Here is a 24,604-nt window from a genome sequence, read left to right on the forward strand (position 1 = left end):
GTGCACCAAAATTATTTAGCAAACTGGCTATTATATAGATCAGCATAGAAGCCGCCTTCAGCCATTAATTTTTCATGGTTCCCTTGTTCAATGATATCGCCATGATTCATAACTAAAATTTTATCCGCATTGCGAATTGTAGATAGTCGGTGAGCAATCACAAAAGAAGTTTTACCTTCCATTAATTTATCCATCGCTTTTTGAATGAGTTCTTCTGTTCGAGTATCAACTGAACTTGTTGCTTCATCCAAAATCAACATTGGTGCTTGCTTAATTAAAGCACGAGCAATTGTCATTAATTGCTTTTGTCCAACAGATAACTCAATGCTATCATCTAAAACAGTGTCGTATCCTTTTGGCAAAGTATTAATAAAATGATCAATCCCAACTGCTTTACATGCATCGATGACAGCTTCATCTGTCACGCCTTCTTGGTTGAAAATCAAATTTTCTTTTATTGTTCCTTCAAACAACCAAGTATCTTGTAAAACCATACAAAATTGGTCGTGGACTTCTTCACGTGTCATATCGCCAGTACTTTTTCCATCAATCAATATCTTTCCACGATTGACTTCATAGAATTTCATTAATAGATTTACAATTGTCGTTTTACCGGCGCCGGTTGGACCAACAATCGCAATTTTTTCACCAGCTTTGGCATCGACTGAAAAATCATGGATAATCGTTTGGTCTTGATTGTAACCGAATGATACATGATCAAAATGGACATTGCCAATCGTATCTTGTAATTGAACTTTTTTATAAGATTCATCAGCCATTTCTTCTTCATCTAAGAATTCAAACACGCGACTTAAAGCTGCGCTAGCTGATTGTAAAGTAGAAAATACTTGGGCTAATTGTGCCAATGGATTGGTAAAAATTCGCACATAAATCATAAAGGCTACAACCACACCAAAAGTAATTGTACCATTTAGAGCTAAGACTGAACCAACTACACAGACCATTACATAACCAAAGTTTCCGATAAAGCTCATCATTGGTTGCATAATACCTGATAAAAACTGGGCCCGCCATACACTACTATATAAATCTTGGTTTAATTTGCCAAATTCCTCATTAACCTCATTTTTGGCATTATAAGTCGTAATGACACTGTGACCTGAATAAACTTCTTCTGCAAAACTTGAGACTGCACCAAGTTTTCGTTGTTGGCCACTGAAATGCTTTTGTGATTTTGATAAAATTAAAACCACTGCCGCAAATCCTAAAAAGACAGAAATAATTGCAGTCAAACTTAACATCCAGTCATTATGGAACATCATAATGACTGAACCGATTAATAAAGTGACTGAAGGTGCCAATGAACCTAAACTTTGATTCAAACTTTGCCCAACTGTATCTAAGTCATTGGTTACCCGTGACAAAGTATCCCCTTGTTTATGAGAATCAAAATATTGTAAAGGTAAACGATCAATCTTTTCGGATACTTGCGTCCGTAATTTTTTAGAGAATTTTTGGGTAATCGTTGTCGTAATAAAACCTTGAACATAACTCATCACTGCGCCGATTCCATACAATGTTGCTAAGAAAATACAGATGCGAACGATTTTATCAGTATCAATATCTCCAGTTAACCCCGCAGTTATCGTGTTGGTAATTTCACTTAATTGATCAGGTCCTAAAATTGTCGTAATACTGCCAACTGTGGCAAAAATTACTGCAATGATAAAAGGAATTGTATACTGGCCGGCATATTTTTTAATATTTGCCCAGTTTAAATGGCTATTATTTTTTTTATTCATGGGCCAATTCCTCCTTAGATAGTTGTGAATAAGCAATTTCTTGATAGACTTGATTTTTCGCTAATAAATCTTTGTGAGTACCAGAGCCAACAACGTGACCTTCTTCTAAAACAATAATCAAATCGGCATCCATAATCGTACTGATTCTTTGTGCCACAATTAATTTTGTAGTCTCGGGCAATTCTTCTTTTAAAATACTCCGAAGTTTTTGGTCAGTTTGGTAATCCAAAGCAGAAAATGAATCATCGAAAATTAAAATCTCTGGCTCACGGGCAATTACTCGGGCAATCGCCAACCGTTGTTTTTGTCCACCTGAAAAATTGGTTCCGCCTTGGGCTACATTTGCATCTAAGCCCTCAGGTTCTTCATCAACAAAAGATTTCGCTTGAGCAATTTCTAAGGCACGATTGATTTTTTCATCATCTAATGGATAAGCTTTACTGGTTCCCATTTCCATATTTGACCGAATCGTTCCAGAAAACAGCACTGGTTTTTGTGGAATGTAACCGATAATATCGTTTAATTCATCCTGCGGATATTCTTTTACATCGTGATTATCGATTTTTAAACTACCTTTTGAAATTTCAAACAATCGTGGAATTAATTTCAAAATCGTACTTTTACCACTACCAGTTGAACCGATAAAGGCAACTGTTTGACCAGCTATGGCGCTAAAATTCACATCATGTAAAACTGGATTTTTGGCATCTGGGTACGCAAAAGTGACATTACGAAAATCAATCTTCCCTTTTACATCAGTTGTTTCAACTTCTTTATCAGTAAATTGAATCGATGGTTGTAAGTCTAACACTTCATTAATCCGTTGAGCAGAAACTAAAGCTCTTGGTAAAATGAAGAAAATCATCGTCATCAAAATAAAGCCCATCACTACTTGCATAGCATAAGAAGTAAAGACCACCATGTTAGAAAACACAGTCAATTTATCCATACCTACGGCATCTTGAATCAAGAATGTCCCAATCCAATATACGCCTAAAGTCAATCCGCTAGAAACCAGTGTCATGACCGGACTGAACATAGACATCATCCGACCGGCAAATAAGTTCACCGCCGTCAATTCATTATTGGCACCTTCAAATTTTGCATCTTGATATTTTTCGGCATTGTAAGCCCGAACTACCCGAATACCAATTAAGTTTTCTCGGGTAATACCGTTTAAATTATCGGTAATACTTTGCACCATCGCAAATTTAGGACGAACAAAGACCATAATCAATGTCAACATTACCAATAGGAAGAAAACGGCCACTCCAGTAACTGCTGTCCACTGCCAATTTTGTCCAGCAATTTTAGTAATTGCCCAAACTGCTGTAACTGGACCTTTGATAACGACTTGCAGACCCATCGCAATCAACATTTGAATTTGTGTTAAGTCATTCGTAGTTCTCGTGACTAAACTAGGCACAGAAAAATGTTGAATCTCGCTAGTTGAATAGTCGGTGACTTGTTGGAAAACTTCTCCTCGAATGCGCATCGTTAAACCCGCTGCAATCCGTGCCGCAAAATAACCAACAATAATTGATGCCGCGAAACTTGCTAATGACAATCCAATCATTTTAAATCCTGGTGTCAAAATATCTCCAGTCTTAGTCCCCGGCTCCTGTAGTAAGCGGGTAATATCTGACATGTAATCGGGAATTTTTAATTCTAATCCGACTTGCAGCAAAATAAATAAAAAGCTGATGATGACTAACAGCCGTTCCATTTTGCTTGTTTTATTAAATAATCTGAACATACACAATCTCCTTAAATCTTTAGTTATTTTCTAAATTCTTTTTGATTCTTCTAGTGATTTTTAAATAAGTTTGAACTTCTTCTTCAGTCAAACCATTTTTCAATCGTCCCTCAACCGTTTGGACTAAATCATCAATTTGGTTCATATTTTTTTCAGCTTTTTTAGTTAAGACAATCTGATTTAAGCGCTTATCTTCTATGGAAGGAATTCTTTTCACAAAACCATTCTTTTCCATTCGATCAATTAAACGACTGGCAGTTGGTTTTCTAATAGATAATTCTTCTTCGATATCTTTCTGATAGATCGCACGATGATCATTTTTTTTAATAAATCCCAGTGCCCAAGCTTGCGGACCCTTTAGTTTATCTACATTCCGCGCCGCAGCTTCCTGATCAATCACTCGACTCAATAGAATCATTAACTCCCGTAATTCAAAGCCAACTTCACTATGTTTGCCTATCATATGTCACCTCCAAAAATATTAGTTACCCCGCTAACTATATTAAGGAAATTTTCATGAAAGTCAAGAAAAAGTATTCAACTTCTTTATTTTTTTAGGCATAAAGAAATCCATACTAGTTATACTTATAAGCATAAAAAAACTACCACTTTTTCCTTAGAAAAAATGATAGCTTTCAAATACCTTGAAAGAAATTTCTTGCTTAAGCATTTCGCGATGGGCATTTTTAGCTGCTTCCAACGATATGCCAAAATCTTCAGTGGCAATTTGCATTTGAGTCTCTATTGATGAGAATTCCTCTAGTTGAGAGTCTGGATTGTTAAAAGGATTATATTGGATGGAATTGCTTTTTTGATAAAAATTTTTCAGCCAAATAGTTGCTTCTTGATTGGTCATAACTGTCATTCCTTTAATGATTTTCATCATAATAACATGGCTGACAAATAAGCAAAATTAGTTTGCTTAAGAGTTTTGTTCTATTAATAGAAAATAAATCTTCTGTTACAAAATCCAGACCTGTATACTAATGATAAATATCTCGGGAGGTACATTATGGAAAAATTTAAATTAGCTCGTTGGAAAAAAATGAAGGTGAACTTTTCTTTCATCAATCAAATGATATAGTTTTATACCAAAACATGAGTAATAATTTTCCTAAAAATCTAGCCGACTGTGAAAAAATGGTGGATTTTTTTGCAGAGAGTAACGATCAAAAAGAATATGTCAGAAGTATTCACATAAATCAGTAAATTGCTGGGTGTATCGGTGCTTTTTTTGATTCTGATATTTATCTAAATAATGCTGAAATTGCTTATTGGCTTGGAAAAGATTATCGTAATCAAGGCATTATGTCTAAAGTTATTATTGATTTTATTGATGAATTATTTTTAAAAACTACTGTTCATCGCATTTACGCTCGTCCCTTTGCTTATAACCAAGCTTCTTCAAAAGTTCTAGAAAATGCGGGAAAGTATCTTCAAAGACGGAAAATATTTTGACAACTTCCTTTATTCAAAAATTCGCTAAAAAAATAGACAGGGCACTATGCCTGTCTATCTTTCAACATTTCATACTTCAATAGATTTTTGATAATCACTGTGCAACAAACAATGGTCACCATTTTTTGCAGACGTTTCTCTGAAAATTCTAAGCTGTATTTAAAATCTTTATTTCGGACTTCAACTTTCATGGCTGCACCTCTTTTTTAGATAATTATACCATATTTTAGTGGGCCATCATTTCTTGCGCAATTGTGATACCAGACATTTTTTCTGGATAATAAGTCGGCCAGTGATCCATTTCAGCTAATAATGCTTCTTGACTATCAGCGCCAAAATAAATATGAAAGTGACCAGAATCACTTGAAGTAATACTATGATCACTAAATTGTACATAACGATAAGGTGAATTTTTATCGACTGCTTCAAATAAATAACGAACGCCACGATTACCAGCTTCATAATCTAATATTTGGTAACCTTTAGTTTGATATTTACTTTCTTCAGATGTACCATCTGCTTTAGTAAATTTCATAGTATCTTTAGTGATTTCAATTTTTTCAACATCGGTTTGATAGCCGGTAGTATAGTATTCTTTATACTCTTCAGCCGTTTTATCTTGTTTTAATTTGGCTTTGTAATCAAATATTTGATCTAACGTACCATCTTCTAAGTAAGGATAAACAGACTGCCATTTTCCTGACCAATTACTCAGTGGACGATTTTCTACATCTTCATCAGCAAAATAGCCATTATAAACAGATTTTTCAACTTGCTTTTCTGGTGCTTTAGAAGTGGTTTCTTGATTAATTGTTTTTGCTAAATTGTCTAGATTTTCAGTCATGATGGAAACATAGTCTTCACCAGCTTCAGTTTGTTCCTTTGTCAAACCTTCCAACGGATTCAAGATCAATAATTCTAGCCCAGTTTCATCGGCTAAAGTACGGGCGACATTATCTGAGGCATTTTTTTCAAAATAAATATATTTCAAATCGTTATCTTCTACGTAACTTTTTAGCTCGGCTAAACGACTTGTTGTTGGTTCTTGAGTCGATGAAATACCTGAAATAGAAACTTGGTTTAACCCATAGTCTAATGCTAAATAACTAAAAGCAGTATGTTGAGTGACAAAGTTTTTTTGCGTAGCAGTGGATAATTTTTCCGTATAAGCTTGATCTAAATCGGTAAGCTTGGCTAAATATTTTTCTGCGTTTTCATTAAATTGATTGGCTTGTTCAGGATACGCCTCACTTAATTGATCTCGAATAATTGCGACTTGTTTGGCTGCATATTTTGGTGAAAGCCAAACGTGAGGATCCAATTCGTGGCTATGACCGGCTTCGCTATGATCATGATCGTGACCCTCTTCTTCACTGCCAGGTAATAAAACCATATCTTTTGTGGCTTTAATGATTTTAACATCGCCTTCTTTTAAAGTTGTTTCAACATCCGGCACCCAAGTTTCCATATTTTCATTATTGTAAACAAAGACATCGGATTCTTGTAATTGCGCCATCTTTTTAGCTGAAGGCTCGTAATCATGAGCATCCGTGCCTGCAGGTACCAATAATTCTACTTCGCCAACATCTCCCACAATATTTTTAGTGAAATCATACATCGGATAAAAAGAAGTCATAACCTGCAACTTTTCAGTTTCCGTTTGATTACTGCCACAAGCAGTTAATAATATCCCCGTCAATAAAATAATTCCTGACAAAACTAATTTTTTCATTCTTATTCCCCATTACGCTTTATTTGAACAAAATGTAATGCTTACGATTTGTTCTCGAGGAGTTTACTGAAAAAACTTTTGCTTGTCAATCTATTTTCGCAAATATCTTTAAAAATATTTGCATATATGAATGAACATTCATTTTAAGTCGCTCTAGAAATAATTTTTTGTTGCTCCAATTGGATTTTTAAACGATCTAATGAAACATCTTGAAATTGATTTTCTTTCATTCGTTTTCGATAATGACTAGCGGTTTCGCCGGTACTTTTTTTAAAGGCCCGAGAAAAAACTACTAAACTGTTAAATCCTACCGCTTCTGAAATTGTCTCAATCGAATCTTCTCCAAAGGATAATAAAAAAGCGGCTTGATTTATCCTGACACCTGTCAAATAATCTTTAATCGTCGTAGTTAAGTGATTACTAAAAACTCTAGATAAATGGCTGCGATTGACTGACAACGCCTCGGCAATTTCAGTCACCGTAATATCTTTTTGATAATTTTTTTGGATGTACTCCATTGCTTCTATAGTCAATGGCGAGTAAATTTTTTCCTCAGCGAAATAGATATGCCCTTGGTCCTGTAATAGTTCTGCTAAAAATTGATTGGTAATCGCATTTAACTGTAATTCACTTGATAAATCATTTTGTTGAAAACTGAGACAATTTAAAATGTATTGAACAAATTGTTGCATTTTACTGGTCTTCATCGTATAAGCATTCTTTTTTAGTAATGTTTCTTGAATAATTTTTTCCGCACTTTCCCCACTAAAAGCTATCCACGCATATAACCAAGGATTTTTACCATCGGCGCGATAAAAAGTTAATTCATTTGGACGAACCAAAAATAAATCGCCTTTTTCCAGTTGAAATTGCTGATCTTTGACTTGATAGATACCCTTTCCTTCCAAAACAACATGTAAAACGAAATTTTCGCGGATTGCTGGACCAAAAGAATGGAAAGGCATCGTTTGAGAAACACCACAAAAATCAAAGACCAAATCCCCGTTTATTTGCTTTTTATCTTTTCGTAAAAATATTGCTCGTTCCATATCGTCACCTCAATTTCAGCTTAGCAAAATTTTTGACTTTTGCAACAAAAAGTTAAATGATAGTCACACAAGTATCTACAATAGAAAACGATTTCTTGTTAGTTTATAATTAATCCGAAATGACTTTTGGGAGGAAAATAAAGCATGCAGATAAAAGAAACAGATTTTGGGCAAGATTACCATTTAATTACAGTTGAAAACAAAAATGGGGTGGAATTATCCGTTTCTGATTTAGGGGCACGAATTGTTTCATTAAAAGCCTTAAATCGAGAATTGGTTTGGGGATTTGATTCGGCGCAAGAATATTTAGACAACGATTTGACTATCGGGGCGACAATTGGTCGGACAGCCGGAAGAATTGCCAATGGCCGTTTTAATATTGCCGAAAAAACTTATCAAGTCAGCCAAAACAGTGGTCCTCATAACTTGCACGGTGGAATGCCAGGATTTGAAAGTGCTAAATGGGAGTATACTATTTTAAATGGTGAGAATGAAGCATCGGTTTTATTTCGTTTAACTAGCCCAGATGGTACTCACGGTTTTCCGGGAAATTTAGAAGTGGAAGTTCGTCATACTTTGACTAGGGACAATCTTTGGCGAGTAACAACTCGTGGTGTGACAGATGAAGCGACTCTGTTTAATCCTACCAACCACGTTTACTTTAATTTATCTGGTGATTTAAGTGAGACTATCGATCAACACAGTCTCTATTTAAATAGCAATAGTTTCGCACCGATCATTAATAGCGGGATTACTGACGGAACAAAAGCCGACGTAAGAGGGACTCCGTTTGATTTTCAACAAGAAAAGAAAATCATCGACTTCTTTAACAGCCGTCAACCACAATCGGAAATCGTTGATGGCATTGATCATCCCTTCTTTTTCAAGCAAACGGGTTTACGTTTTATGCAAGCAAAATTAACTAGTCCAGATGAAAAGTTGGCCATCGAATTATTTACCGATCGTCCAACAGTTGTTCTATTTAGCGGTAATTTTGGTAAGGACTACTATTTAATGAGAGGAAAAAAAGTTGGCCGCCATCAAGGCTTGACTTTTGAAACCCAATTTGCTCCTGGAGCTGAACGTTTTTCAAGCTTTGGAAACATTGTTCTACCGGCAGATTTTCCTAAAGAAACCATTACTGAATACAAAATAAACTTTAAGGAGTAAGCATATGAAAATCAACACAGAATTAACAACTAAATTTAATGAAATATTTGGCGCAAAAAAAACTAATCAATATTTTTCTCCGGGTCGGATTAATTTAATCGGGGAACATACTGACTACAACGGTGGGCATGTCTTCCCTGCGTCCATCACGATTGGCACGACTGGAGTAGCAGCTAAAAGAACAGATGATCAAGTCAAAGTTTATTCGATAAACTTTCCTGACGCTGGTGTCATTTCTTTTTCAATCGATAATTTGAGCTTTGATAAAAAAGATAGTTGGGCAAATTATGTTAAAGGCATCGTATTGAAATTAATAGAGGCTGGTCACAAGATTGATACTGGCTTTGAATTATTAGTTTCTGGCACGATTCCAAACGGTGCTGGACTTTCTTCAAGTGCCTCATTGGAATTATTAGCAGCGGTAGCTTTAGAGGATTTATTTCACTTAGATACTACCCGTTTGGAATTAGTAAAATTAGGACAAAAAGTTGAAAATGAATTTATCGGTGTAAACTCTGGGATCATGGATCAATTTGCGATTGGTTTTGGTGAAATTGATGAAGCGATTCTGTTAGACACCAATACTTTAGCCTATGAAATGGTGCCAGTAAAATTAGATGATTATGCGATTGTCATTATGAATACCAATAAACGCCGAGAATTAGCTGATTCAAAATATAATGAGCGCCGCAGTGAATGTGAAGAAGCCCTACGCCGCTTACAAACAAAATTAGATATTCAGGCTCTAGGTGATTTGGACGAAACAACTTTTGAAGCCAACACGGATTTAATTGCTGATGAAACATTAATTAAACGAGCGCGCCACGCAGTAACAGAAAATCAAAGAACTTTAATCGCCAAAGATGAATTGGTTCAAGGTAATTTGAGTGCTTTTGGAAAATTATTGAACGCCTCACATCAATCTTTGAAAGAAGATTATGAAGTTACTGGCATTGAACTAGATACGCTAGCAGAAACAGCCCAAAAACAAGATGGTGTCTTAGGAGCTCGAATGACTGGTGCTGGTTTTGGCGGATGCGCCATCGCGCTCGTAAAAGAAAGTGAAATTCCAGCTTTCGAAGAAAATGTCGGGTCAAAATATCTGGATGTTATCGGTTATGAGGCAGATTTTTATGTTGCGCATATCGGAAATGGAACTACCAAAATCAATCAGCTAGCTTTATAAACTTTTTTGAACCAATCGCAAGGCTTGCGGTTGGTTCTTTTTGATTGCTTGTGCTAGTCTTAATTTGAAACTTGTTGGTAAATAATGGAGGGATAAAAATGAAGATTTTAATTATTTATAATCAAAGCTCCGGCAAAGACACCGGCAAACATTTAGCGGAAGATCTAAAAACAAGCTTAGAAAAAAATAACTCAGAAAACACCATCGACCTAGCAGAAACCGGGCCGAAAATTGATCCTAAAACTTTAACGAATAAAGCTGTATCTGAAAACTTCGATACAATTGTTATGACGGGCGGCGATGGAACCTTGCGACATATTGTCCAAGCCTTTGACCAATACATGGACAAATTTCAATTTGCGATTCTACCGGGAGGAACGGTAAATAATTTTGCGACTGCTTTAGATATTCCAAAAGATCCTGAAGAAGTGGCAGAAATCATTTTAGCTGGCCATCAAAAGAAAGTCGATTATGCCTTAGTCAATCAAAAAGAAGTCTTGCTTTCTAGTTTGACTGTCGGAATTTTAGCCGACACTGCAGCAAACATTTCCCAACAGGAAAAGCAAAAATATGGTAAATGGCCTTTTGTCAGAAATTTTGTCAAAATGCTAGCGAAAAAGAAGAAATATTTATTGAGTTTTTCTACTGGAAAGAAAGAATGGCAAGAAAGTTGCCAACTTCTAGCCATTACTATGTCGAATTCGGTTGGCGGCTTTCCTGATTTTGACCGAGAAGCTACAGCTGATGATGGTTTGATGCATATTACAATTTTACCTCGCATGCATTTTTTGATGTATTTAATGAATCTCCATAATGTTTTGCGGGGACAGATTGGTAAAATTCCAACTGTTCAATATTTCCATGAATCAGAACTAAAAATTCATGGGAAAAGTGATATCAAAGTTCGGATAGATGGTGATGATGCCGGTACTTTACCGATTGAAATTGACGTCCAAAAACATAAATTAACCATTCTAGTTCCTTAAACTCGAGCATGTCTCGAGTTTTTTTCATTAGACTTATTTTGAAATCGCTTTAATTTTTATGAGTGTTTAATTATTCTTCCCCCTTCACACTTTATTCAATTTTTCTTCACCTTCAAAGTGTTGAGGTTGCAAAGTTCTTTTATTATAATTCGATAATAATATACGATAAAAAAATCTTATTTTCTCAGAATTAAATTGTCGTTTTAGTGTAATCAACTAGTAAATTTTGGTAAAATAAAGAGTACTGAAATTTTTTAGCGGATTTGAAAGGAAGTCTTTAGTGAAAAAGAAATATTTATATGAAGTGGATTTCATGCGAAATTTCTTCATTAGTGGGGTTTTATTAAATCATATTACCGGTATTGTAAAAGGTTTATTTGATTCTGGGGCGATTATGTATACAGTTTTAGGCAGCTTACATGCCTCTTTACATTTTACTCGGATGGGTTTTATGTTTATGACTGGTTTGGTTTTATTTTTAGCCTATCGCAATAAGGATCTTCAAGTTTTTTCTTTTTGGAGAAAACGTTATGTGTCTGTTGGGATTCCTTACATTTTTTGGAATATGGTATACAGCCTATTCGCTTTACCGACTGAAACCTTACAAAAAGTAATTGGTGATTTCTGGGGTCACTTGATTCATGGCGATCAGGCATATCTTTACTACGTGCTAGTCACCATGCAACTTTATTTAATTTTCCCTTTCCTATTATTATTTTTAAAGAGATTCAGAAAACATTCCAAATTAATCTTTGCGATCAGCTATCTTTTACAATTAGCCATGACTTTCTTCATTAAATATAAAATTCGAGATTTTGATATGAGCAACTGGCCATATCTCCTTTCTCATTGGGGTATTTTTGTCGGAACGTACCAATTGTATTTCATCGCTGGCGGTATCGCATCATTAAACTATGACCGCTTCACTGCTTTTGTTGAACGCCATAAACGAAAGATTAATTGGCTGGCTTTATTATCTATCCCAGTCATTTGCGCTTATTATTTATGGAATTATCAAGTTCTTGGCTTATCCGAATCTAATGCAAAATCAGTCCATCAGCCATTATTTGTCATTTACGCAACAATTATCGTGCTGTTTGCCTTAAACTTAGGACGCCGTTGGGCTGCTTACCGTGAAAAATATCCAGAAAAGTTATTCAGCCGTTACATTTCATTAGCTGCTCAATTATCATTTGGTATTTATTTGACACAATATATTGGCATGACCCTGATGAGGACTTTCTTAATTCCCGTCTTACGTGACCATAAAGTTTTTGCTCTACCAGCAATCCCCTTATTATTTATTTTCGTATTTGGACTATCTTTTATTATTTCCTACTTATTATATAAATCGCCATTGTCCAGTTTAATCGGACGAAAGCATCAAAAAAAATTAACTGGAGGTCGTAGGTAATGACGATCCTAACAACCACTTTAAATAAAATTTTACATGAATCAGTAGACCAAAATTTCATCAAAGATTTAGCTGCTGATCAATGGTACACCAAAGAAGAAGTAACAGCTGAAGTCGAACGAATCGCTGAAGTCTTCAAAAAAAATGGCCTCAAACCAGATGATGCCTTGATTATTGCTGTGCCGAATTCTTATCGTTTTGTCTTGTTTTATTTAGCCGCTTTAACTAGTGGCATCACCATTACTTCAGTCAATCCAGAAATTCCCGCCCGTGAATTAGAGCGCATCTTGGTAAAACGTCCTTATCGCGGCGTACTTTTAGAAGAATTTCGGGAAGATTTACTGACTGATCAAGAAATTGTCGACAGCTTCAAATTAACCCAAAATCAAGATTTATTTGGCAATCAATTATTAATCACTGAAGAAAACTATGCCAATGGACGGACCTTATTGACTGAATCCAGTGTTGCAATCCAAATGTTCACCTCAGGAACTACTGGAGAACCTAAAACGGTCGGTATTTCCCATGAACAATTATTTGCGGCAACCAGAAATATTCGTGAGTCTCATCAATTAACAGATGAAGATATTACTTATGTTTGTCTTCCCTTATTTCATATTAACGCACAAGTGATTTCCTTATTATCAACGATTTTAAGTGACGGAAAAATTGTTATTGGTAAGAAATTCAGTGCCCGTTCATTCTGGTCAATCATTACTGATGAAAAAATTACATGGGTTTCAGTTGCGCCGGCAATTTTAACTATTTTGTTAAAACGTCAGCAACCTGACACAAAAATATCACATAACCTACGCTTTATTCGATCAGCATCAGCACCCTTAGCTCCATCAATAGCTGAAAGCTTCGAAAAAACTTTTAATGTACCAGTTATTGAATCTTATGGTATGACAGAAGCTGCCAGCCAAATCTGTATCAACCCACTGCCTCCTGAAAAACATATTTTTGGTTCAGTTGGCAAACCATATGGCTTAGAATTAAAAATTGTCAATGAAGAAAATCAATTATTAACACCAGAAATAGTTGGTGACATTGTCATTCGAGGAGCGAACGTAATCGATTATTATGTCGACCGACCAGACAATACTGATTTTAAAGATGGCTGGTTTTATACCGGTGATGTCGGATATCTAAATGATGAAGGTTATTTATTTATTGTCGGACGTAAAAAAGAGGTTATTAATCGCGGTGGTGAAAAAATTAGTCCTTATGAAGTTGAAGATGTCTTATTACAGCTACCAGAGATTGATAATACTGCTGTGGTAGGCGTTCCCGATCCGATTATTGGACAAAAAGTAGCTGCCTTTATTGTATTAAAACCAGATATAACTGAAAGTCAGCAACTACTAAAAAAAATTCAACAGCATTGTGAAAATCAACTTTCAGCCTTTAAACGACCAGAATTTTATTACTTCGTGAAGGAGTTACCAGCAGGCCCTACCGGAAAGATCCAACGAAAAAAACTAATCGAACAATTTACTTAGAGGAGATTTAAGATGAAGAACAACGTATTTAAAAAAATCGCTGCTATAATTGTCGGTGTTTTATGGATTGCAGGAGTTTGGACAGGTTATCAGCATTTATATGGAACTGACAATGATTCTAATAATTCCTCAGGTTCGGCAGGAACCATTACGATTGGTTATCAACGAGGCGACATCTTTAACCTGGCTCAAATCGAAGGCGGTTTAAAAGAACGTTTAAATGAAGCAGGTTATAAAGTAAAATGGAAACAATTTACAGATGGTTCTGCCTTAATGGAAGCTTTAGTCGCTGGTAGTATTGATTATGGACGGACAGGCAATACCCCACCAGTCGTTTCACAAAGCACCGGCTCAGATGTTGTTTACGTGACCGCCAGCAGCTCAAAATATGAAGGTAGCGCGATCTTAACACCTGAGGGTAGCACAATTGCCGCTTTAACAGACTTAGCTGGAAAAAAAGTTGCAGTTTCGAAAGGATCGAGTGCTCACTATTTCTTGATTAAAGCTTTGGAAAGTGTTGACTTAGCCCCAGAAGACGTAGACATTCAATATTTAGATCCATCTGAAGGACGAATTGCTTTAGAAAATAATCAAGTCGATGCTTGGGTAGTTTGGGATCCTTATACTGCAGCGGCGCAAGAAGAAATGAATGCGCAGATTTTAACCACTGCTGAAGGTTTCTCTACTGACCGTGATTTTATTTTATCGTCTAAACAATTTGCCTCTGAAAATACAGATATCAATCAAATCGTGGTGGAAGAAATGGCTAATTCACTAGATTGGGTCAACAATCATAAAACCGAAATTGCCGAACAGTTAGCTGAAACATTAAAATTAGATGCTTCTGTTGCTGAGTTAATGGTGAATCGTCGAACCTATGGCATGGATGAAATTTCTGATGAAATTATGAGTGAGCAACAAGATATTGCCGATACTTTTTATCAATACGGTTTCATTGACAATCAAATTACAGTCACTGATGCCTGGTTGAAAACATCGGATTAAGGAGGATTGAGATGAAAAGAAATAGCGTAGCTTCGCAATTATTACCCTGGCTGATTCCATTAATTATTATTATTCTATGGCAAATCGCATCCAGCTTGACTTGGATTTCATCGAATGTTCTCCCCGCTCCTTTAGCAGTAGTCTCAGCCGGAGTCGAATTATTTGAGTCTGGCGAATTAATGACTAATTTAACCATCAGTTTATATCGAGCGACCGTTGGTTTTGTGATTGGTGGCGGAATTGGTTTTATCCTAGGTTTATTGACTGGATTATCAAAAACTTGTCGCTTACTTTTAGATTCAACAATCCAAATGATTCGAAATATCCCTCATTTGGCTTTGATTCCATTAGTTATCGCTTGGTTTGGGATTGATGAAGTCTCAAAAATCTTTTTGGTGGCAATTGGTGTAATGTTCCCTGTTTATGTAAATACTTTGCATGGCATTATCGGTGTCGATAGTGACTTGATTGAAATGGGTAAAATTTACCAACTTTCAAAATGGCAATTGTATACCAATATTATTTTTCCTTCCGCCTTACCTTCTATTTTAGTTGGGATTCGATACGCTTTAGGCGTGATGTGGACAACGTTGATTGTGGCCGAAACAATTGCATCTGATTCTGGGATTGGTTATATGGCGATGAATGCCCGCGAATTTATGCAGATGGACGTGATTGTTTTAAGTATTTTACTTTATGCAATTTTAGGAAAAATATCTGACTTGATTGCCAAATATTTTGAGGACATTACGCTTGCTTGGCGTGATCTATAAGAGGTGAAAAAATGAGCGAAGAAGTATTGAAAATCTCCCACGTCTCAAAAAAGTTTGGTGAAACTGACGTGTTAGCTGATATCAATTTTACTATTAATAAAGGAGAATTTATTTCAGTAATTGGAAAAAGCGGCTCTGGAAAAAGTACCATTTTGCGCATTGTCGCTGGCTTAGAAGAAGCCACCGAAGGAACGATGTTGTTAAACGGATCAGAACTACATGGCATCAGCCCTAAAATTCGCATGATGTTTCAAGATGGCCGCTTGCTTCCATGGAAAAATGTCAGAGATAATTTATTGTTAGGACTTGGTAAGAATCGCAAAGCAGACGCTGATGAGCTGTTAGCTCAAGTTGGTTTAGCAGATTATGGCGAACGCTACCCCAATCAACTTTCTGGTGGACAAAAACAACGGGTTGCTTTAGCGCGGGCTTTGTTACATAAGCCAACATTATTGTTACTTGATGAACCCCTTGGTGCCTTGGATGCTTTTACGCGTCAAGATATGCAAGATTTGATTTCTCAAATTTGCCACTTACATCAAATCACTGCCTTATTTGTCACTCATGATATTGAAGAAGCGATTTACATGGCAGACCGCGCCATTATTTTAGGTGATGGTGTCATTACTGAGAATATGGCTGTTGATTTGGCTTATCCGCGAGATAAAACCGATGAAAAGTTGCAAGAACATGTAAAACACTTGATGCAACTATTTTACGGGAATAAAGTATCATCTTAAAACGGGATTTTTTTATCTCGTTTTTTATTTACACAAATTTCACAGCAAAAAAATATTCTCTTAACACCTTTTCGTTATGCTATAAGTGTCTTAAGGACAATCCAATTTAGAAGGTGATGGCATGATCTACGGAAAATTTGTAAATGAATGCAGTGAAATTATCGAAGGAATAATTCTTTATGATTTACCTGAAAAAGATTTGATTATTGCACAAGATAAAAAAGGTTATCTGCATATCGTAAAATCTGCATTGTTTGTTTGCTGTCCTAATCGTCAAAAAGCTGATCCTGATGAGATAGTTTCTAACAGTTATCAATAACAAACTGGTCTGTCTTGAAGACAGGCTTTTTTTGTGCTTTTTTTTGGGAAAGTGTTTATACTTTAAAAAAAGAACGGAGTGAGAAAATGGATTATCCCTTTATTCAAGGTCAAACGCCTGAAATCTCTCGAAATGGCTGGATAAAAATCATAATAGTGAATATTATTTCTGTATTACTCCTTGCCAGTGGTATCATTCATGGTATTTTAACGAGTATTTTGAATTGGATTCCTGGTTTTAGTCATGGTGGGCAAAACATGTTGTATCAGCCTTCTTTAGCAAATGTTTTTGCTGGGATTTTAACTGGTGTAATTTTTTTGTCGATTAATATTTGGGGATTTTCTTCAACAGTGGGCCCTCGATGGAAGGAATTATTTAAGCCTCTAAAGAAAAATGATTTTTGGCAAATTTTGAAGTACTTTATTTTGAGTATGGTGGTGGGAATAGTCACTGGTCTAATCGCCAATCGTTTATTCGGACATGAAGTGAATCCGGCTAATCGCATTCAGGCAAGTCATCCTGGGGCTTGGCTAGTCTTTTTAGAAGGACGAGTGGAAAATTTATTTCAGCTTTTAGGAGAGGAATTTATTGCAATCGCCCCTTTTCTAGCCTTGTTACAATTAGGTCGTTTAAAAAAATGGTCTTCGAAATTTAGTTTTTGGTTGGCGTTAATTGTTTCTTCGATTTTATTTGCTACTTACCACTTGTCTACTTACGGCTACAATTTGGGATACGCGTTAATGGGCTTAACTTTCACCCGAATGGTCTTAACCCTACCCTACGTCAAAACTAAAAACTTATGGGTTAGTTTTGCAGTTCATTATTTATACGATTTATTTAGTTTCTTACTTAGCTTTTTAGTTGTCGTATCATAAGAAATCTTAAGATACCTTGCGTTATTTTGAAAAACTGGTAATATGAATTTACACGAAAAATATTTTTATGCGACAAACTTAACTTATTTTGATGAAGTTTAATCAAACTGGCGCAACTTTAGGGTTGCAAGGATGTATTAGAGGTTTGGGAATATATCGTTTAAATGAGAAATAGTTATTTTTTAGTAATAGTAACACCCTCAACTTTAAATTATGAATATTGATTAGTTAGATAGCCCTCTTGCATGTTGCAAGAGGGCTATCGTTCATTTTACCGTAATTCTGCAATAATTTTTATTCCAGAGCTGGTACCAATCCGTTCTGCGCCTGCTTCAATCATATTTAACGCAGTTGCTAAATCGCGAATGCCTCCGGCTGCTTTCACTTTTACCTTCTCACCAACGACTTCCTTCATTAATTTCACATCTTGATAAGTCGCACCTGCCGTGCCAAATCCAGTTGATGTTTTAACAAAATCTGGTTGAATTTCTTTTGCAATCTGACAGACTTGGATCTTTTCTTCATCAGTTAGATAGCACGTTTCCAGAATAACTTTGCTTAAAATATTGCCATCTCTAGCTACTGAAACAATGGCATTCATTTCTTTACGAATATGAGCCAAATCGCCATCTTTTAATTTTCCAATATTTATGACATAGTCAATTTCATCAGCGCCGTTTTTTATGGCATCTTCCACTTCAAAAATTTTAGTTTCAATCGTCGTCTGACCTAAGGGAAAACCAATCGCAGCACCTACGTGGACTGAACTGTCTTTTAAAAATTCGTGGCATAATGCAACTGGAGCAGAATTAATCGCCACCATTTTAAATTGGTATTCTTTTGCTTCATGACATAGTTTTTTAAATTCTTCCTCTTGTGCATCGGCTCTCAATAAGGTGTGGTCAATCATATTTGCTAAGTCTTTGGCTGTGATCATTAAGATTCCTCCATTTCTTTTACTTTTTATGGTAACACAAGAAACCAACTCAAAATCGAGTTGGCTCAGTTCATTTAAAAAAACAAGCGGGAGATTCGTTCATCTCGTTTAAAGGCTTTTCTTTGAGGATTGCCTTCAGATCTCCAAATATTTAAGTGATTCATATCATAAATACATGACCATACTGTATCTTTTCCTGATTTACGATCATACTGACAAATAAAACCAAAATCGCCTGCTAATAATTTTTGAGCCTTTTCTATCGTCAGTTTTTGATAGTACTTTGTTAAATATTGAGACAAGGTTTGATAACGTTCCTCCGCGAACCAGTCATCGTCAAGTTGTACCCGATTATTTTTCATTTCAGACAAATGAAATGCATTAGTTGCCGCAAAAAAGCCCACTGTATCTTTTTTTTTGATTGCTACTTCTTCACAGGTAAATTCGACTAACGCAGCTTGTCCTTGTTGATCAGCTAAAACTAGTGTGCCATTTGAACAACGGGGAATATCATCAATCAGTTTAATGCCTTCGTCAATCGTCTGACATCTTTCTAAGATCAATCTTACTAGCATACCAAGATTGATTCCAGGTTGAATTTTTTTAGGAAAAACAGCCGTCAAGGCAACCGCTAATCCTTTTTGATTCATGCCATCCTCCATTTCAACAAATGCCGTCGTATTTCCGGTAAATGAATAATAGGATTCCTCCGTAAATTGATAAATGCAATTCATATAAAGTTTTTCAATTGAAGTTAAGAAATCACTATTGCGTCCTAAAATAAAATGCTGTTCATTTTTCACCACAAAACTAGAACAATGATTCGGGTTGACCATAGCATACATCGGAAAAAGGACTTGATAGAGTTGGCTTGCTTTAATTTCTTGACCATCCGCAATTCCTTGAATTTCCGCAATAATTTCTGGACAGTATTTCTGATAAAACGGTAAACTTTCAGCAGTAAATTTTTTCATCTCCGTTGTAATCTGATAAGGGATATGATCCAATAAGTTTTTCCCATTGACTTTGACTAAACTGCCCCATTTTTTACCAATTTGATAATGATTCCCTTTAAATCGTCCATGATACATATTTTTGCTCCTCAAATTTATTCGGAGTCGACTTCCTAACTAAAGAGTAAGCCAATAAAAATTTTAATGCAATTGAATAATATGAGAATCGTTTTCAATTTTTATTGGACCTTATTTCTTACACCCATTCCTCGAATTAAAAATTTGGAGGATTCACTTGTTGAACGCCTATCAAAAAAATGATAATTCGGCTGTTGCCAACGCTCGACCGCTGCAAAATAAATCGGTAATCCAGCTGCATTAAAAAAGCTTTTACCATTTTGCAGTTGAAAATGCAGATGTGGTTCTGAAGAATTACCCGTATTTCCACACAAAGCAATTAGCTGTTTGCGTTCTACCTTTTCGCCGACTGTCACCAAGATACTCTGTGGTTTTAAATGAGCCACACACGAATATTCATTTTCCGCATGTTGGATGACAATATAATTGCCGCGAATATCTTTTATTATTGGATCAGTTTGTCCTTCTCCTAAAATTCTACTATCACGGCAATCATTTTTTACAGCCACTACCATACCATCGGCAGGCGCTAAAATTTCTTGGTCATAACAAAAATAGTTGTGTTTGTTTTTAAAATTACCAGAATGGCTGTTGCCTTTTTGATCCATCATTACAAAATCATAGGCGTATCTTTGTGAATTAACAGCCCACGAATGAGAGAATTCTTTCGTTACACCACCATTTAATACTACCCACGAATTTTTGAAAGGTAGTGAATATTTCACTTTAGGAATAAAATTATCTTTGTCAGGCCTTGGTTTATTCTTATATTCACAAATAAAAATTCCTACTATTTGTCGTAAACTTTGCACCATAATCGGAAGCGCAAATATTAATTCGATTAATCCAAAAAGCCAAAATAACCATAAAAGTTTCCATAGATACCCTTCAGAAAAAAGGCTCGGTAAGCCTAGAAGACCGAGCCACTTCAATTTCGAACTCATCTGAACGATCTTTCTCATCAATGTCCTCCTGATTACTCTGCTTCGTCAGTAATAAACCAAGTGCTCAATGCAAAAACCGCAACAGCAATCGCCACTTTAAAAATATTTTTTTTCATATTATAAAGTCCTTTCACTAAAACTTATCTATCTTTCATTATACCAACTAATTTCCCGAAAAGAATTATTTCGATTTTAAACTCAAAAAAAAAACAGCAATCATTGATCGCTGTTTTCATCTACTAAATTTTTACTGGAGTCGCAGTTTTTTTCAATACTTCATTTAATTCTTCAACATTTTGTTTACCCACAGTTTGCAGCCATTCAATTGCAGCATCCGCACCATCTTTTATGAAGATTGGCACACCATCTGCCCAGGTTGCTCGTCCACAAAGAACACCATTAAAGGTTGAACCTGCTTCTTTGGCAAATACCAAAGTATCTCTAAATAATTGCGCTGAAACACCAGCACTTAAAAAGATAAATGGTAAATGAGTCGCTTCAGCTTGCTCTTTAAATAATTGACTAGCTTCAGCTTTTGAATACGCCACTTCACCTGTCGCAAAGCCTTCGACATAATTCATATTAACTGGTACTTCGACTTTTAGAACATCAACACCATATTTTTCTGCCGAAAATTCTTTCATCATCTCATTAACTTTACGTGGTTTTGCTTTTGCATATTCCAAACTAGCTGGATCTAACCCTTTTGCATCATAAGAAACCAACTCCAAAAAGAAAGGTAACTCTTCAGCACGACATTCTGAACCTAAACGTTCAATAAATGCCATTTTATGATCATTAATTTCTGGTTGCTCATCAACATCATAATAAAGTAAGAACTTGCAAGCGTCAGCACCTGCATCTTTTAAGCGGCGAACGGACCAATCGTCTAAAATATCTGGTAATCGGCCAGGAACAGTTGCATCGTAACCAGTTTTTTCGTATGCTAATAACAAGCCACTTTCTGGGTCTTTTTGCTTGGCGGCAGGAATCCCATATTCCGGATCTAGTAAAATTGAAGATGTGTAGGGTGTTAACTGGCTGGACACTAGTTTTTTAAATTCTACAATGTCTTCAGTGGTGGCTTCTCTTATTTTTCCAATCATTTTCTTCATTGCGCCTCGTTGGTCGATTGCTAAGGCAGCGATGATCCCATCTTGATTCAAAGTCTTCTTCAGACGTTCTTCTTTACTCAATGACATCTCTCCTCCAATTTCATACATTACTTTTACATCTTCACCATTTTTTTCAGTCATTTTCTCAAAAGGAATTGCTAGGTCTTCCAGCTGATAAAGTCCTGTGATCAAAGCTTCCGTATTGACTTCATTTGTTGCTAAATAGCGTAAAGCTGCGCGCCATTCAAATCCAGGAAACGGTGCTGAGTAGGACATCCATGAACCTTTAATCATTAATTCTCTTCGTAAAATGATTTCGAAATCCTCTGGCTCAAAAGTAACTGGCTTGGTACAAGTACCTACATAAACAACTTTTCCTTCATTTCCAGCATATTTAATCGCTTGGACTTGCGTTAAATGATTGCCGGCTGTTTCAAAAACAACTTCTGCTAACGGATGGTCTTTAAAATATTCTGCCAAGTCCGTGGTGAGTGAATTAATCAACGTATCTGCGCCAATCTCTTTGGCTTTCTCCAATTTGTGATCATTGATATCAATCACAATGATTTCTCCTACTCCTCGTGCCCGCAAGGCTAAGACAGTCATCAAACCAATCGTTCCTGCACCCAAAACCATCACTCTGGCACCAGCATTAATTTTAACCAGTTCAATTCCGTGAATCGCAACAGTTAATGGTTCGATTGTTGCAGCAATTTTCAAGCTCAAATTATCTGGTAAAACCAAACAATTTTTTGCTGGAACTGCTACATATTCTGCCATCGCTCCGGCTTGTCTAGAGCCGATAAAACTATAAAATTTACACAATTGCGGATGTCCTGATTGACAATCTTCACATTTCCCACATGGAACTAAGGGGGCGACTGCCACACGATCACCTTTTTTTAAATTTTTAACTTCTGAACCAAGTTCTTCTATCACACCAGAAAATTCATGACCTAAAACTTGAGGAAACTGATGAACACCACCATCAAAATAACGTGGCAAATCTGAACCACAAATTCCGACATAGGCTACTTTAATTAAAACTTCCTGTGCTTTTGGTTTTGGTGTCGCCATCTCAGTTAATTCAAATTTGGCAACATCTACCACAGTTAGTGCTTTCAAATAATCACCTCTTAAAATTCTTCTACGTATAATGTGCCTCTTTTATATTTGATGTAGCTATAGGCAAAACATGCCACATAGATCACTAAAATTACGAAAAATCCAATACCCATTTCTACAGTAACGCCTTTTGTTAATAAATAAGTCAAAGGTGAACCAGCCTGATCTAATGAAGAAATTTTTTCTCCTGGATTTGTTAAACCAACTGATTGACCTAATTGTTGTTGCAAAGTTGCCATTTGATTAGCTATCCAAATCGTCATAGTCATAATTGCAGTCCCTGAGAATAACGTCCGGAAAACATTTCCTTTATGAACACCCACCGCAATGGCTACGAAGAAACCGATTGTCGCTAAATCACCAAAAGGTAAAATTTGATTACCGGGTAATAAAACTGCGATTAATAATGATAATGGCACAAATAACATTGAGCTTGCTACTACAGCTGAATCACCTAGCATCAACGCACAATCCAAACCAATTCTAAAGTCAGCACCAGAAAAATGTTTTTCTAATAATTTACGAGCTGCTTCTGATATAGGAATTAAACCTTCCATAATCAATTTCACGACCATCGGCATCAAGACCATCACCCCAGCCATTTGAACGGCTAAAGTTAAGGAATCACCAATCGGATATTGTGCCAATATTCCGATAATAAAACCTAAAACAGCTCCGATAATAGTTGGTTGACCAAAAACGCCAAGTTTTTCTTCAATTTTCTCTGGTGTTAAAGTTATTTTGTTTAAACCAGGTATTTTTTCGATTAAATCATCGATTGGAACTGCCAAAACACCCATATAAGCCGAAGATCCATGAGGCATTGCGATGCCTTCTAAACCAAAATACTCATCTGTCACTGGTGTAAAGATATCTCCCAATTTAAAAGCAATCGCCGCGTGAATCACAATACCCACAATCGCCCAAACAAAACTGCCGGTTGCTACTTGCATAATTGCACCAGTAAAAGCAAAATGCCAAATGTTCCAAATATCTACGTTAACCACTTTCGTCATTTTTGTTACCAGCATAATAATATTCACTATAATTGCGACTGGAATAGCAATTAAGCCAACATCTGATGCCCAAGCCATCGGTGCTGTGCCTGGCCAGCCTAAATCAATCACATTCAAACCTAGATTATAGTTTTCCGCCATCGCTTTAGCTGCATCACCTAGATTTGTCGTCATTAAACTAATCACCAAGTTGATACCGACGAAACCAATCCCGACAGTTAATCCAGAACGTAATGACTTACCGATTCCTTCTCGTAATAGCAGACCGATGATGAAAATAATCATCGGCAGCATTACTGTAGGACCTAAATCAACAATGTACTTTATTACTCCCACAAAAAACACCCCTCTTTCTGTCTAGCTATCTTGTAAAATATCTAAAATTTGTTGCGCTGTTTTTTCTTGACCAATCCCGGAAATGAAAGCTACGCCATGAACCACTGGCACACCATAATCTTTTCGCACTTTAGCAGTTGTGACAATTAAATCGGCATTGTCTTTTTCCGAATCTAATTCGGTAATGCGTGTTTGTTTTACGTCGGCGTCAATGTTGTTTTCTGCTAGTAAATCTTTAATTTTATTTGCTGCGACTGTTGAAGTTGCGATTGCGCCGCCACATGCGACAATAACTCTTTTTTTCATAATAAA

General features: G+C 36.1%; 24 protein-coding genes and 1 pseudogene. 11 read left to right on the forward strand and 14 right to left on the reverse strand.

The annotated features are described in order from the left end of the window. Nucleotides 1–11: 11 nt before the first annotated feature. The 4 genes from ACVWNY_RS13315 to ACVWNY_RS13330 all read right to left on the reverse strand — a co-directional run bounded on the left by ACVWNY_RS13315 (nt 12) and on the right by ACVWNY_RS13330 (nt 4,375). On the reverse strand, nt 12–1,763 hold the full coding sequence (locus tag ACVWNY_RS13315) for an ABC transporter ATP-binding protein (protein WP_218326027.1): 1,752 nt from the start codon (nt 1,761–1,763) through the stop codon (nt 12–14). Continuing rightward, nucleotides 1,756–3,519 carry an ABC transporter ATP-binding protein gene (locus ACVWNY_RS13320; RefSeq protein ID WP_218326028.1) on the reverse strand — a complete coding sequence of 588 codons (1,764 nt, stop codon included), beginning with the start codon at nt 3,517–3,519 and terminating at the stop codon, nt 1,756–1,758. The genes ACVWNY_RS13315 and ACVWNY_RS13320 overlap by 8 nt, the downstream gene beginning before the upstream one ends. Nucleotides 3,520–3,538: 19 nt before the next feature. After that, nucleotides 3,539–3,982 (reverse strand): MarR family winged helix-turn-helix transcriptional regulator, encoded by a 444-nt coding sequence (locus ACVWNY_RS13325; RefSeq protein WP_218326029.1) that lies wholly within the window; start codon nt 3,980–3,982, stop codon nt 3,539–3,541. 153 nt (nt 3,983–4,135) lie between these two features. Further along, nucleotides 4,136–4,375, reverse strand: coding sequence for a hypothetical protein (locus ACVWNY_RS13330; protein WP_218326030.1), 240 nt, complete (start codon nt 4,373–4,375; stop codon nt 4,136–4,138). Nucleotides 4,376–4,740: 365 nt separating this feature from the next. Here ACVWNY_RS13330 and ACVWNY_RS13335 point away from each other — a divergent pair, with 365 nt between their 5' ends. Continuing rightward, nucleotides 4,741–4,977, forward strand: coding sequence for a GNAT family N-acetyltransferase (locus tag ACVWNY_RS13335; RefSeq protein ID WP_425514611.1), 237 nt, complete (start codon nt 4,741–4,743; stop codon nt 4,975–4,977). 44 nt (nt 4,978–5,021) lie between these two features. On the opposite strand, the gene ACVWNY_RS13340 is transcribed toward ACVWNY_RS13335, so the two are convergent. From ACVWNY_RS13340 to ACVWNY_RS13350, 3 genes are all read right to left on the reverse strand, one after another. Next, nucleotides 5,022–5,168, reverse strand: coding sequence for a hypothetical protein (locus tag ACVWNY_RS13340; protein WP_218326031.1), 147 nt, complete (start codon nt 5,166–5,168; stop codon nt 5,022–5,024). 35 nt (nt 5,169–5,203) lie between these two features. Then, nucleotides 5,204–6,709, reverse strand: a complete 1,506-nt coding sequence (locus ACVWNY_RS13345; protein WP_218326032.1) for a zinc ABC transporter substrate-binding protein AdcA — start codon at nt 6,707–6,709, stop codon at nt 5,204–5,206. Nucleotides 6,710–6,852: 143 nt separating this feature from the next. Further along, nucleotides 6,853–7,758: an AraC family transcriptional regulator gene (locus ACVWNY_RS13350; RefSeq protein WP_218326033.1), complete on the reverse strand. Its 906-nt coding sequence runs from the start codon at nt 7,756–7,758 to the stop codon at nt 6,853–6,855. 144 nt (nt 7,759–7,902) lie between these two features. Between ACVWNY_RS13350 and ACVWNY_RS13355 the strand changes: the two genes are divergently transcribed. From ACVWNY_RS13355 to ACVWNY_RS13400, 10 genes are all read left to right on the forward strand, one after another. Then, nucleotides 7,903–8,928 carry a galactose-1-epimerase gene (locus ACVWNY_RS13355; protein WP_454072125.1) on the forward strand — a complete coding sequence of 342 codons (1,026 nt, stop codon included), beginning with the start codon at nt 7,903–7,905 and terminating at the stop codon, nt 8,926–8,928. 4 nt (nt 8,929–8,932) lie between these two features. Beyond that, the gene (locus tag ACVWNY_RS13360; RefSeq protein ID WP_218326035.1) at nt 8,933–10,114 is read left to right on the forward strand and encodes a galactokinase; all 1,182 of its coding nucleotides are present in this window, start codon (nt 8,933–8,935) and stop codon (nt 10,112–10,114) included. A gap of 98 nt (nt 10,115–10,212) precedes the next feature. Beyond that, nucleotides 10,213–11,100 carry a diacylglycerol/lipid kinase family protein gene (locus ACVWNY_RS13365; protein ID WP_218326036.1) on the forward strand — a complete coding sequence of 296 codons (888 nt, stop codon included), beginning with the start codon at nt 10,213–10,215 and terminating at the stop codon, nt 11,098–11,100. Nucleotides 11,101–11,380: 280 nt separating this feature from the next. After that, the gene (locus ACVWNY_RS13370; RefSeq protein ID WP_218326037.1) at nt 11,381–12,514 is read left to right on the forward strand and encodes an acyltransferase family protein; all 1,134 of its coding nucleotides are present in this window, start codon (nt 11,381–11,383) and stop codon (nt 12,512–12,514) included. Then, complete coding sequence (locus tag ACVWNY_RS13375) at nt 12,514–14,016, forward strand: AMP-binding protein (protein ID WP_454072126.1); 1,503 nt, start codon at nt 12,514–12,516, stop codon at nt 14,014–14,016. Before ACVWNY_RS13370 ends, ACVWNY_RS13375 begins: the two co-directional genes overlap by 1 nt. Before the next feature lie 12 nt (nt 14,017–14,028). Further along, nucleotides 14,029–15,021 (forward strand): aliphatic sulfonate ABC transporter substrate-binding protein, encoded by a 993-nt coding sequence (locus ACVWNY_RS13380; RefSeq protein WP_218326039.1) that lies wholly within the window; start codon nt 14,029–14,031, stop codon nt 15,019–15,021. Nucleotides 15,022–15,032: 11 nt separating this feature from the next. After that, on the forward strand, nt 15,033–15,794 hold the full coding sequence (locus ACVWNY_RS13385; protein ID WP_218326040.1) for an ABC transporter permease subunit: 762 nt from the start codon (nt 15,033–15,035) through the stop codon (nt 15,792–15,794). Between the two features lie 11 nt (nt 15,795–15,805). Next, entirely contained in the window at nt 15,806–16,534 is a 729-nt protein-coding gene (locus ACVWNY_RS13390; protein ID WP_218326041.1) for an ABC transporter ATP-binding protein, read from the forward strand. Between the two features lie 121 nt (nt 16,535–16,655). Further along, complete coding sequence (locus ACVWNY_RS13395; RefSeq protein ID WP_218326042.1) at nt 16,656–16,853, forward strand: hypothetical protein; 198 nt, start codon at nt 16,656–16,658, stop codon at nt 16,851–16,853. An 86-nt stretch (nt 16,854–16,939) separates the two neighbouring features. Next, a complete protein-coding gene (locus tag ACVWNY_RS13400) occupies nt 16,940–17,728 on the forward strand; it encodes a CPBP family intramembrane glutamic endopeptidase (RefSeq protein ID WP_454072127.1) in 789 nt (262 codons plus the stop codon). A gap of 271 nt (nt 17,729–17,999) precedes the next feature. Here ACVWNY_RS13400 and deoC read toward each other — a convergent pair whose 3' ends face one another. The 7 genes and pseudogenes from deoC to gatB form a co-directional block, all read right to left on the reverse strand. Further along, nucleotides 18,000–18,665 (reverse strand): deoxyribose-phosphate aldolase, encoded by a 666-nt coding sequence (deoC, locus tag ACVWNY_RS13405; protein ID WP_218326044.1) that lies wholly within the window; start codon nt 18,663–18,665, stop codon nt 18,000–18,002. 74 nt (nt 18,666–18,739) lie between these two features. After that, nucleotides 18,740–19,756: a C45 family autoproteolytic acyltransferase/hydrolase gene (locus ACVWNY_RS13410; RefSeq protein ID WP_218326045.1), complete on the reverse strand. Its 1,017-nt coding sequence runs from the start codon at nt 19,754–19,756 to the stop codon at nt 18,740–18,742. Between the two features lie 101 nt (nt 19,757–19,857). Next, on the reverse strand, nt 19,858–20,718 hold the full coding sequence (locus tag ACVWNY_RS13415; protein ID WP_218326046.1) for a M23 family metallopeptidase: 861 nt from the start codon (nt 20,716–20,718) through the stop codon (nt 19,858–19,860). 221 nt (nt 20,719–20,939) lie between these two features. Further along, nucleotides 20,940–21,902: a tagatose-bisphosphate aldolase gene (gene lacD, locus ACVWNY_RS13420; RefSeq protein WP_218326185.1), complete on the reverse strand. Its 963-nt coding sequence runs from the start codon at nt 21,900–21,902 to the stop codon at nt 20,940–20,942. 27 nt (nt 21,903–21,929) lie between these two features. Further along, nucleotides 21,930–22,892, reverse strand: a pseudogene (locus ACVWNY_RS13425) (galactitol-1-phosphate 5-dehydrogenase); the annotation flags it as partial. 59 nt (nt 22,893–22,951) lie between these two features. Next, the gene (locus tag ACVWNY_RS13430; protein ID WP_218326047.1) at nt 22,952–24,292 is read right to left on the reverse strand and encodes a PTS galactitol transporter subunit IIC; all 1,341 of its coding nucleotides are present in this window, start codon (nt 24,290–24,292) and stop codon (nt 22,952–22,954) included. A 21-nt stretch (nt 24,293–24,313) separates the two neighbouring features. Further along, the gene (gatB, locus tag ACVWNY_RS13435) at nt 24,314–24,598 is read right to left on the reverse strand and encodes a PTS galactitol transporter subunit IIB (RefSeq protein ID WP_218326048.1); all 285 of its coding nucleotides are present in this window, start codon (nt 24,596–24,598) and stop codon (nt 24,314–24,316) included. Between the last annotated feature and the right edge of the window lie 6 nt (nt 24,599–24,604).

The organism is Enterococcus sp. JNUCC 77, from assembly GCF_054819945.1.